Raw genomic sequence first — 11,289 nt, forward strand, 5'->3', positions numbered from 1 at the left:
GCGTACGCGAAGCTCGGTTTGAGCGCCGGCGCCTTCCCCGACGTGCGGGTGTACGCCCCACCCCGGCGCAACTGGATCGCGCTCGCCTGCACGCGGGTACGAACCTGGAGCTTGTCGAAGATGTGCGACACGTGCACCCCGATGGTCCGCTCGCTGATGAACAGCCGCTGCCCGATCTCCCTGTTCGTCAACCCCTCGGCGACCAGGGCGAGCACTTCCCGCTCCCGGGCGGTGAGCGCCGCCAACTCGTCGTCGGACGCCTCGACCGGGACGCTGCGCGCACCGGTGCTGTCGCGCTCGTCCAGCGACACCCGGGCCCGCCCTGCCAGCTCGCGGATCTCCGAGGTCAACGGCACCGCGCCCAACCCCTGCGCCACCCGGTACGCCTCCCGCAGGAGCTTGCCGGCGGTGGCCACCCGGCTGCGCCGAGCCAACAGCGCCTCGGCGTGCCGCAGCCGCGAGTAGGCCGCCGGATAGGGGTGATTGCGTCGATCCCACTCGGCCGCCGACGCGGCCCACAGCTCCGGATCGCTGCCGTCGAGGCGGCTGACCTCGGCGGCGCACAACGCCAGGAAACCCTCCACCACCGAGCGCACCGGCCGGGCGGCACCGGCGCTCTTGCGGGCCACCCGCTCGGCCACGTCCCGCAGCCGGCGCACCGCCGTCGGGTCCACCTCCACAGTGCGGCTGGCGTGCGCCTCAGCCTCGGCGCGCAGGCCGTGCCAGACCAGCGCGGAGAGGATCATCACGTCGTCGGAACGGCTCTCGGTGAGGCCGCGCTGCACCGCCTGCCGCGCCACGTCGTGCCGACCCTCCCACATGGCCAGCCCGGAGCGCAGGGTGAGCAACGGGATGACGTGTCGCGCCCCGCCGCCGGCGAGCAGGGTCGCCACCGCGTCGAGGTCCCGACCGGCGGCCTCGATGTCGCCGTAGCCCACCGACAGCCGACACCGGGCCAACAGCAGCTCCACGGCGTCCGCACCGGACGGTCGGTGCCGAAGGGCCGCGGCCACCACCTTCTCCGCCTCGGCCCACTGGCCCACCCGGAACAGCCCGTTGATGGCGATGGCCAGCAGCCGGGTGCCCCAGGTGCGACCCAGCCCCAGCTCGGCCACCCGTTCGGCGCCCCGCCGGGCCACCACCACGCCCTCTTCGAGGACGTTCAGCGGCCCGGTCAGCAGCTCAGCCAGGTGCAGGTACGCGCAGGCCACGTCCTCGGGCTGACCGGCACGCTCGGCGGTGTCGAGGGCGTCGCGCATGACCGCCAGACCGGCGTCCGGGTCTTCCAGGCAGGCGTCGCTGAAGCCCAACGCCGAACTGGCCAGCACCACCTCGGTGGCCGAGCCCGCCACGTTCTCGGCCAACGCCAGCGCCTCGCGGGCCCGCGCACCGGCATCGGCGTAGCGACCCAGGTGCAGCAGCAGCTCGGCCAGGCGGGCGGCGGCGCTCGCCCGGTCCCGAGGGGAGCAGTCCTCCGCCTTCAGCGCCCGCTGGTATTCCTCCTCGGCCAGCGCGGAGCGACCGGCGGCGGCCAGGTAGCGGGCCCGGCGGATGTGCAGCGCGCAGCTCGGCTCGCCACCCCGCAGCGTGGCCAACTCCTCCAGCAGGGCCAACGCGCGCGCGTGCTCCCCACAGTGGTGGGCCGCCTCGGCGGCGTTCTCGAGCAGCTCGACCCGGTCCACGGTCAGCGGGCCCGGCTCGGCGGCCAACTGCAACGCCGCCGACCAGTGCCGGTGCGCCTCGGCGTAACCGTGCAGCCGCTCGGCCTCCTGGGCGGCGGCCACCGCCGCCGGCAGGGCGCGCGCCGGCTCGCCGGCCAGCCGCCAGTGGTGCGCCAGCCGGGCCTGGTGCAGCTCACCCGGCGCGGCGGTCAGCGCCTCGGCGTAGCGGCGGTGCAGCCCGGAGCGCTCGGCCGGCAGCAGCTCGTGCGCCAGCACCTCGGCCACGAGGCGGTGCCGCAGCCGGTAGCCCTCGTCGGCACCGACCAGCAGCCGGTGCGCCACCGCGGCCCGGGCCGCGGCGATCAGCTCGTCCTCCGGCATCCGCAGCACCTCGGCCAGCAGCCAGTGCTGCACCGGCTCGACCCCGGCGGCCACCGCGTGCACCACGGCGTGCGCGTGCTGGGGCAGCGCGTCGACCCGGTCGAGGAAGATCTCCCGCAGCGTCTCGGACAGGCCGTCGCGGCCGTCGCGCAGATCCCGGGCCAGCTCCTCGATGACGAACGGGTTGCCGCCGCTGCGCTGCCACACCTGCTCGGCCGCGTCGGCGGTCAGCGTTCGGCCGACCACAGCGGCGGCGAGCGTCTCGGTGTCGGCCCGGCCCAGCGGCGCCAGGTCGAGCACCCGCACCGTGCGGAGCCGACGCAGCTCGGTGAGCACCCGGCGCAGCGGGTGCGCGCCCTGCAACGACTCGGCACGCACCGCCGCCAGCACCGACAACTGGAGATCTCCCAGGCCGGCGAGCAGGTAGAGCAGGAGCTGCCGGGTGCTGCGGTCGACCCATTGGAGGTCGTCGAGAATCAGCACCAGCGGGCGACCCTCGGCGATCAGGTGCAGGCCACGGGAGACCCGCTCCAGCAACGCGCCAGCGCCGTCCGGGCCGGCGGTCTCGTCGGCGAACATCTGCAACAGCCCCCGCACCGCCGAGGAGGTGCGGGCGGGCGAGGTGGACACCTCGGTGTCGAACCGGCGCAGCGCCTGCAACAGCGGGTGCAGCGGGGAGGCGTCGCCGATGTCCAGGCAGCTGCCGGTGAGCACCACGGCGCCCCGCTCCCGTAGGCGGTCGCCGATCTCGCCCAACAGCCGGGTCTTTCCCACACCGCTCTCGCCGGTCAGGAAGACCGCAGCGGTCTGCCCGTGCGCGGCGTCACCGAGCAACGCGGACCGAACCGTCTGCACCAGCTCGGCCCGGCCCACGAGCGGTGCGGTGTCCACATCGCTGGCCATGCCACGCAGCCTAATCACAGGGCCCCTCACCGTTCTACGGCCGCCCACCGCTTGTGGTACTCCTCGCGTCGACTTTGCGACTAAAGGTTGCAGGTGGCCGACATACGTCGTTCGGCAGATCCCCCGTCGGCCCACTAATGCCAATCTCCGGAGGTGATCAGGCAACAGCGGGGAGAGAGGCCGGTGCGACACCCATGACCACCAGCATCATCGTCGACACGCAACGGACCGTCACCCCGCTCTGGCCGGTACCACAGGAGAGGCGCGTCGTCACCGTCCTCTTTGCGGACATCGTCGGCTCCACGGCCCTGGTGGACCGGCTCGACCCCGAGGACGTCCGAGCGTTGCAGCGGGCCTACTTCGACACCGTCGCAGGTGTGCTGCACCGCTGGCACGGGGTGGTGGAGAAGTACATCGGCGACGCCGTGATGGCGCTCTTCGGCGCTCGGCACTCCGACGGCTTCGACGCGTACCGGGCGGTGCGCGCGGGGCTCGAGATCCAGGCCGCGCTGGACCGACGGCCCATGGTCGACGGCATCAGGCTGCGCGTCCGGGTCGGTGTCGCCACCGGCGAGGTAGTGGTCGACCTGGGCGACGTCGTCACCGGCGGGCACGGCGTGGCCAGCGGAGCGGTGATCACCACAGCGGCCCGCCTACAGGAGTACGCCGCGCCCGGTGCCGTCGCGCTCTGCGCCGCCACCGCGCGCGCCACCGCCGGCCTGATCACCCAGCGTCAGCTGACGCCGGTGCCGGTCGCCGGCCGGGTGCCGCCGGTGCCGGTCTGGCACGCCGTCGGTCCGGTACGCCCCGGCGCCGATCGGCACGACGGCCCGTTGATCGGTCGACGCCGCGAACTGGCCACCATCCGCGACCAGTTGGGCGCGGCCATCCGAAACCGGACGCCACGCTGGATCTCACTGGTCGGCCCCACCGGCAGTGGCCGCAGCCGGCTGCTGCACGAGTTGACCCGTGGGCTGACCACGGTGGACGGATTGTCGGTCCGCTGGTGCGTGGCGACCTGTCAGCCGTACCCCGATCAGGTGTTGGCGCCGGTCGCGCACCTGCTCCGCGACCTCGCCGGGATCCGGCACAGCGACGGCCCGGCGGCAGTCCACGACCGGCTCGTGGCCGCCCTCACGCCACTGTTCCCGCCGACCCGGGTGGCCACCGCGGTCCCGGCGCTCCAGCGGTTGCTGACCACCCCGGACGGCTCGGCCGCGGCCCTCGCCGGCGCGGCGATCTGCCGCGAGGTCCTGCTACGGCTGGCCGCCCACCGGCCGCTGATGGTGGCCGTCGACGACCTGGACCGGGCCGCGCCCGCGGTGAGCCGCTTCCTGCACGCGCTGTTCGGCGCGGCGACGGAGCGCGGGCTGCCGCTGGCGCTGCTCACAGTGCATCAGCCGCAGTGGGCCGACACCCGGCCCGGTCCGGCCCGCCAGATGACGATCGGACCACTGGCCACGGTGCAGTCCGGACGGCTACTGCGCCACCTGCTCACCCGGGCCGGGCAGCCGGTGGCCCTGGTCGACCGGCTGCTGCCGCTGGTGGGAGGCCGTCCCGGGCACGCAGCGGCGTACGTCACGTCGCTGGTGGACGGTGCCGACCCGGCGGCGCTCGCTCTGCCCGAGGCGGTACGCCGGGCCGTCGGCGCGGAGCTTGACCACCTCGACGGTGAGCGGCGGGCGGTGCTGATGGCCGCCGGCACCCTCGGCGGCCTGATCTCCGGGGCGGCCGTGGACCGGGCACTCGGCTGGACGCCCGGCCGGTCCGCATCCGCGCTTCGCACGCTTGTCGCCTCCGGGCTGCTGCTCCCCCACCAGGTCGGCGGGTACGCGTTCGCCGCTCCCGCGCTGCGCCAGGTCGCCGCCGAGCGGTTGCCCCGCGCCCTGCGGGCCGTCTTCCAACGCCGGGCAGCCGGCGTGCCGCACCTCGACACCGTGCACCGCGACGCCAACCCGCGCGCTGGTGCGGTCAGCGGCTCGGCGGCGAGGAGCGCGGAGATCGTGCGCCTCGACACCGTTGGCGCTCGGACCGGCCGTCTCGACGCCGTCTTCGCGGCGCTGGCCTCGGCAGGGCCGGGCGATGCCACCGGCCCGACCGCGCCGAGACGAGGCATCCCCATCCCGACGATGGCCACCCGTCCCGCCGCGTCGGGTTCCGACGCCAACCGTCCGGCGGGCCCACGCCGGCTCCGAGCCGTCGCCTCGGCGGGCGACGTACCGCCGACGCCGGCGACCCGACCTCCGCGCGGTGCGGGCGGTGACCTGTCCCGGGACATCGGACGGGCCGCAACGCCGATCCGCCCCGCGCCGACGAGTTCGGCTGGGCACTGGACATCCGCCGATGCCGGGGTCGTGCGGGCAATACCCCGCCCACCGTTGATCCGCCCACTGGACGGCCTGCCCGCCTCTGCCTGACTGTGGGCGTCGGGGCGGTTCAGGACAGGTCAGGACGGTCGCCCGCCGAACTGCCAGTTGTGCACCTCGATGTCGGCGTACCGGCCCACGGTCAGGATGGCGCGCGCCGCGTCCGGGTTAGGCGCCCGGAGCAGCGCGGCGGTGCCGAGCCAGGTGACGCCGTCGTCGGCCAGCAGGGGCCCGTACGCGATCAGCTCGTCCGGGTCGGGCGGCACGGCCAGGTCGGCGGCCGGCCCGGCGCCGAGGCCGAGCACCAGGTAACGGTTGCCGCCGGTCCGGCCGCCGGGGAAGTCCCACATGGTGCGGCCCAGCGTGTTGCGCCACCGGCGCAGCAGCACGTCCCGGTACACGCCGGCCTGGTAGTTCGGTTCCTCGAATGCGAATGCCCGCGCGGCGGCCGGGTCGGGCACGTCGACGATGTGCACGCTGCCGGTGGGCGTGTCGCCGACGAAGGTCGGGCCACGGGCGATCATTCCCGCCGCGTACCGGTCCATGTAGGTCCAGTGCTCGGGCAACAGCTCGTCGCGCAACGCCGCCGAGCCGGGCCGGTCACCGTGGTAACAGAGAAACTCCACGCCGCATTCTCGCCGGGTGCCCCTCGTCGACGGAGGACCGGGTGCCGCAGTGGCCGCTACGGTACGGACGCCGAGGCCAGCAGCGCCGCGGTGGGCAGCGCGAGCAGGCCGTCGGGGCCACGGTAGCGGGCGGTCAGTTCGTCGTACGCGGCACGAATTCGGCTGATCACGGCCGCCGGCTGGCTCTCCAGCACCAGACCTGGCTTGCTGATGCCGTTGGCGGGGCCGCTCCACCAGGCCTCCGGGTCGGTGCGGTGCGCCCAGGTGATCGTGTCGCAGCGCACGTCGACAAGCCCGGCCTTGTCGAGCAGGCCCGCCAGCCCGTCGGGGGTACGGGGGAAGTCCCGGTCGGCGTCCACCGTCGGGGCGGGGGCGCGACGGTCGACCCCGGCGGCGTCGAAGACCTCACCCCAGAGGCTCTGCGCCTCGGGCGGGGGGTGCGGCCACACGGTGACCGCGACCCGACCAGCGGACCGGACGACCCGTCGCAGCTCGGTGATCGCGGCCAGCGGATCGCCCACGTGATTGATCACGAAGTTCGCCACGGCCGCGTCGAACGTCCGGGAGCCGAACGGGAGGTGCGGCAGCGACGCGAGGCGAACCTCGTCGACGGACGGAACGCGGTCGCGCGTCAACTCGACCATGCTGGGCTCGGCGTCGACCGCGACGACTGTGGCGTGGCGAGCACACGCCAGCCTGGCCACAGTGCCGGAGCCGGTGCCCGCGTCGAGCACCCGCGTGCCGGCGCCGACGTGGGCGGCGTCCAACAACGCCGGTGCCGGGTACGCGCAGAGCGCGGCGAGACTGCTGTCGTACGCTCCCGCGCGTCCGGCCCAGCGCGACCGTTCATATTCGTCGAAGGCCCTCGTCGTCATCGCCAGGCCCCCTTCGCGGATCTTGGTGGTGGTGCCACGATATCGAACGAGGCGCGTTCGGCGGCGCGCAGGCGCGGTGGTCGGGCCGCCGCCCGCGCCTGCCGTGAGCTGGCTGCCCCGTGTCCCGTGGCAGCGGATGAGCCGCTCACCAGCGCGACTAGGATTGGTCCGTCATGCTGCTACGGGTGCTCGGGCCGCTTGAGGTCGAGGTCGACACAGGCGGGCCGGTCGACCTCGGCGGCCCCCGCCAACGCGCCGTGCTCGCGCTGCTGCTCGCGGCCCGCGGCGAGGTCGTCTCCGTCGGGCAGATGATCGAGGATCTGTGGCGGGGTGACGCGCCGCCCCGGGCGATCGCCTCCCTCCAGGCGTACGTCTCGCATCTGCGCCGCCTTCTGGAGCCGGCCCGCGAGCGCCGGGTGCCGGCCCGAGTCCTGGTCACCGCGGCACCGGGCTACGCGCTGCGGCTGCCCGCCGACGCCGTCGACGCCGGTCGGTTCGAGACGCTGCTCGCCGAGGCGCGAGCGGTCGGCCCCGGCGATCCGGGCCGGGCACGTCAACTGCTCAGCGACGGGCTGGGTCTGTGGCGCGGTGGGGCGTACGCCGAATTCGCCGCTGAGCCGTGGGCGCAGCCGGAGGTGCTGCGGCTGGAGGAGCTGCGGCTCGGCGCCCGAGAGCTGCTGCTCGACGTGACGGTGCGCTGCGGCGACGCGGCCGAGGTGGTGCCGGAGGCGGAGCTGTTGACCCGGCAGGCGCCGCTGCGGGAGGAGAGCTGGCGGCTGCTGGCGCTGGCGTTGTGGCGTACCGGTCGGCAGGGCGACGCGCTCGCCGCGCTGCGCCGGGCCCGGGCGACCCTGGCCGACCAGCTCGGACTGGACCCGGGCCCGGCGTTGGTCGAGGTGGAGTCCGCCATCCTGGGCCAGCGGCTCGACCTGCTGCCACCGGTGGCGGCGCCAGCGGTACGCGTGCAGCGGCAGGTGCCGGCGGAGGTCTTCGTCGGCCGGGAGGCCGAGCTGGAGGCGCTTCGGCAGGCAGCCGCCGAGGCGGTGGCGAGCGGGCCGCGAGTCGCTCTGGTCAGCGGTGAGGCCGGGGCCGGCAAGACGAGCCTGCTCACCCGGTTTCGGGACGAGCTCACCGGTCACGGCTGGCTGGTCGCCGTCGGCCGCTGTCCCGAGGTCGAGGGCGCCCCGCCGGCCTGGGCCTGGGTCGAGGCGCTGCGGTACCTCGCTGAGCAGGCACCCCCGGGTGACAGCGCCCCGGCGCTCGCCCCGCTGCTCGGTGGGGGCGACGGCGAGGCCGGCGGCGACGTCACCGCCGGCCGGTTCCGGCTGCACCGCGCCGTCGGCGCCTGGTTGGACGCCGCCGCGGCGCGCAGACCGGTCACCGTGATCCTCGACGACCTGCACGCCGCCGACGCGGAGACGTTGCTGCTGTTGCAGAGCGTCACCGAGATGACCACCGGCACCGTCCTGTTCGTCGCGGCGATGCGTCCCGCCGACAACACCGAGCGGCTCGCCGACACGATGGCGGTCCTGGCCCGCCGGTCACCGCACCGGATCCCGTTGGGCGGTCTGAGCACGTCCGACGTCGAACGGCTGCTCGGCGCGCTGGCCCGCAGCACCGTCGACCCGGACACGGTCACCGCGTTGGCCGAGCGGACCGGCGGCAACCCGTTCTACGTCCGGGAGTCGGCGCGACTGCTGGCCGCCGAGGGCACGCTCGTGGCCACCTCCGACGTGCCCGAGGGCGTACGCGACGTGCTGCGCCGACGACTCTCCCGCCTCCCGTCGACGGCCGTCTCGGTGTTGCGTCTCGCCTCGGCCGTGGGGCGGGAGGCAGAGGTGCGAACGCTCGTCGACGCCGCCGGCACCGACGAGGGCGCCGTCCTGCGGGCACTGGAGGCCGGGTTGGCCGCCGGGCTGCTCACCGAACCGGCGCCCGGGCGGGTGCGGTTCGTGCACGGCCTGGTCTGCGACACCATCTACACCGACCTGCCGCAGCTGCGCCGCACCCGCCTGCACGCGCGGATCGCCGCCGCCACCCGTCGGCTGCGGCCCGACGACTACCCCGCCCTGGCCCACCACTACGCCCGCGCCGCGTCGGCCGACACCGCACCGCTCGCCGTCGACTACGCCATCCGGGCCGCCGAGCTGGCCGAGCGGCGGTACGCGTACGACGCCGCGATCGAGCTGCTCAGCAACGCTGTCGAAGCCGTCGCCACTGTCGCCGGGGACCGCGACGCGCTCCGGGTGGACCTGCTCGGGCGGCTGCTGCGCGCCCAGGCGCGGGCCGGCGCGGTGGCGGCCGCCCGGCAGACTCGCGCTCGGGCTGTCGACGTCGCCGCGGCGTCCGGCCGCGACGACCTGCTGGTCGCGGCGTTCACCGCGTGGACCGTCCCCACCCCGTGGCTGACCCACGAGTACGGCGTGGTGGACCACCGGGTCGTCGAGCTGCTCACCCGGCTGCTGCGCGCCCAGGACCTGGAACCGGTCGCCCGCTGCCGGCTGCTGGAGGCCCTGGCCACCGAGTTGGACGGCGAGTCCGATCCGCGAGGCGTGGCGGCCGGACGGGAGGCGCTGGCCCTCTCGCAGCGGCTGGACGACCACGAGCTGCGCGCCCTCGGGCTGGCCGCGCGGCTGCGCACCATGAGCTACGAGCGGGAGGCGCCGGACCGTCGGGCCTTCGCCCTGGAGCTGCGTGACCTCGCCGACGAGCACGGGCTGGTGGCCTACCGTTCGGTCGCCGAGCAGGCGCTGGGCCACTGCGCTGCCGCGCTCAACGAGCCGGACGAACTGCGCCTCAGTGTTGCCCGGCAGGGGTGGCTGGCCGAGACGTACCAGCTGAACGAGGCGCAGACGATCAACCTGTGCTCGTTGGGCGCCCTCGCGCACATCGCCGGCGACTTCGACGCGGCGCGGCGGCACTACGACCAGGTCGAGGTGCAGATGCGGCGGCAGGGTTCGCTGCACGCCGAGGCCTTCCACTACTTCTCGACCGGCACCCTGCTGATCAGCCAGGGGCGGTTCGGTGAGCACCTGGAGGCGACCCGGCGGATCCGGAGGTCGTTGGGCCCGATCGTGGACGACCTGCTGGCGCTGGCGCTGATCGGCAGCGGACGTCTGGACGAGGCGCGGGCAATGCCGATCGGGCGGCACACCTACCGCCCGGACTACTTCGAGTCGGCGCTGCTCAGCGTGCGCGGGATGGTCGTCGTGGCGCTGGGTCGACGGGACCTGGCCCACCCCGTGATCGACGCGCTGCTCCCGGTACGCGACCAACTGGCCGGTTTCTCCACCACAGCGGCAGTGGTGCGGCCGGTCGCGCTGACACTCGGTGAGCTGTTCCGGCTGGTGGGCCACACCGAGGAGGCAACCCGGCACTTCACCCTCGCCGCGCGGGTCGCCCGTCGGTGGGAGTCGCCGCACTGGCTGGCCGAGGCGACGGCGGCGATGGCCCGCTGACCGTCACCGTTGGCGGATTCCAAGCCGGTTCCAAGTGACACCGAGCATGATCAAAAGATCTGTGCCAGTTGATCCCTCGGAAAGGTCACCGTGAACCAGAACCACCGCGAAGCCATGGCCGACGTACGCGACATGTACATGGCGCACTCGGCGCTCCGTCGCGAGTTCAGCCTGCTGCCGCAGCTCGTCCGCGACGTCACCCCTGGCGACGCCACGCGCGCGGAGGTCGTCGGCGCCCACGCCGAGATGCTCTGCCACATCCTGCACCTGCACCACGAGGGCGAGGACCTGCTGCTCTGGCCCCGGCTGCTGGAGCGCGGCGGCGCGGAGGCAGCGGCGATCGTCCCCACCATGGAGGCGCAGCACCACGCCATCGAGGACGCCCACGCGGCGGTGGTCGGCCTCCTCCCCCAGTGGCGCCGCACCGCACGCGGCGGTGAGCAGCTCGCGGACGCCCTGGAGCAGCTACGCGCCGCGCTGATCGAGCACATGGCCCTGGAGGAGAGCGAGATCCTGCCGCTGGCGCAGCGGCACGTCACCGCCCGGGAGTGGACGCAGCTCGGCGAGCACGGCATGAGCAAGTCCCCGAAGAAGCAGCTCCCGCTGGCCTTCGGCATTGCCATGTACGAGGGCGACCCGGAGGTGGTCAAGGCGGTGCTGGCGCACGCTCCGCTGCCGGCCCGACTGCTCATGCCGATCATCGCGCCCCGGCTGTACGCCAGCCACGCCAAGCGGGTGCACGGCACCGCCACGCCCCCGCGCATCGGCGCCAGCGTCCGCTGAGCAAGGTCAGCGGCTCGCCCGACCCAGCTGAGTCGGCGGCTCGCCCGACGCGGCTGGGTCGGCTTCGCGACCGAACCCCACCTCGCCCTGAGCATGATCGACGAGGCGGTCCCGACCCGGCTGGGTCGCTGGGAGTACTAGCCCCAACGCCGTTCAGTTAAGTGGTTGGTGTGGTCGTCAAGGGTCGGGGATGACGATGTCGATACTGGTGGTGGCTTGGTAGCTGCGCCGGTCGA

6 protein-coding genes are annotated in these 11,289 nt (G+C 74.4%); 3 read left to right on the top strand and 3 right to left on the bottom strand.

From position 1 onward, the window contains the following. On the bottom strand, positions 1-2,945 hold a 2,945-nt coding region (locus tag AB0C20_RS31580; RefSeq protein WP_357569354.1), incomplete at its 3' end, for an AAA family ATPase. A 194-nt stretch (positions 2,946-3,139) separates the two neighbouring features. Here AB0C20_RS31580 and AB0C20_RS31585 point away from each other — a divergent pair. Beyond that, positions 3,140-5,362: an adenylate/guanylate cyclase domain-containing protein gene (locus AB0C20_RS31585; RefSeq protein WP_357569355.1), complete on the top strand. Its 2,223-nt coding sequence runs from the start codon at positions 3,140-3,142 to the stop codon at positions 5,360-5,362. A gap of 29 nt (positions 5,363-5,391) precedes the next feature. Here the strand turns inward: AB0C20_RS31585 and AB0C20_RS31590 are convergent, their stop codons facing one another. Then, on the bottom strand, positions 5,392-5,937 hold the full coding sequence (locus AB0C20_RS31590) for a YciI family protein (RefSeq protein WP_357187841.1): 546 nt from the start codon (positions 5,935-5,937) through the stop codon (positions 5,392-5,394). Between the two features lie 56 nt (positions 5,938-5,993). Continuing rightward, a complete protein-coding gene (locus tag AB0C20_RS31595) occupies positions 5,994-6,812 on the bottom strand; it encodes a class I SAM-dependent methyltransferase (protein WP_357569356.1) in 819 nt (272 codons plus the stop codon). Between the two features lie 173 nt (positions 6,813-6,985). Here AB0C20_RS31595 and AB0C20_RS31600 point away from each other — a divergent pair, with 173 nt between their 5' ends. After that, positions 6,986-10,270, top strand: coding sequence for a BTAD domain-containing putative transcriptional regulator (locus AB0C20_RS31600; protein WP_357569357.1), 3,285 nt, complete (start codon positions 6,986-6,988; stop codon positions 10,268-10,270). Positions 10,271-10,384: 114 nt separating this feature from the next. Then, positions 10,385-11,053 (top strand): hemerythrin domain-containing protein, encoded by a 669-nt coding sequence (locus tag AB0C20_RS31605; protein ID WP_357569358.1) that lies wholly within the window; start codon positions 10,385-10,387, stop codon positions 11,051-11,053. Positions 11,054-11,289 lie beyond the last annotated feature (236 nt).

The sequence above is a fragment of the Micromonospora sp. NPDC048843 genome (genome assembly GCF_040649965.1).
Taxonomy (GTDB): Bacteria; Actinomycetota; Actinomycetes; order Mycobacteriales; family Micromonosporaceae; genus Micromonospora; species Micromonospora hortensis.

Bases quoted from the DNA above. Each gene is read 5' to 3' on its own strand.
- AB0C20_RS31585 (WP_357569355.1), top strand. From the start codon at position 3,140: ATGACCACCAGCATCATCGTCGACACGCAACGGACCGTCACCCCGCTC.
- AB0C20_RS31595 (WP_357569356.1), bottom strand. From the start codon at position 6,812: ATGACGACGAGGGCCTTCGACGAATATGAACGGTCGCGCTGGGCCGGA.
- AB0C20_RS31600 (WP_357569357.1), top strand. From the start codon at position 6,986: ATGCTGCTACGGGTGCTCGGGCCGCTTGAGGTCGAGGTCGACACAGGC.
- AB0C20_RS31605 (WP_357569358.1), top strand. From the start codon at position 10,385: ATGGCCGACGTACGCGACATGTACATGGCGCACTCGGCGCTCCGTCGC.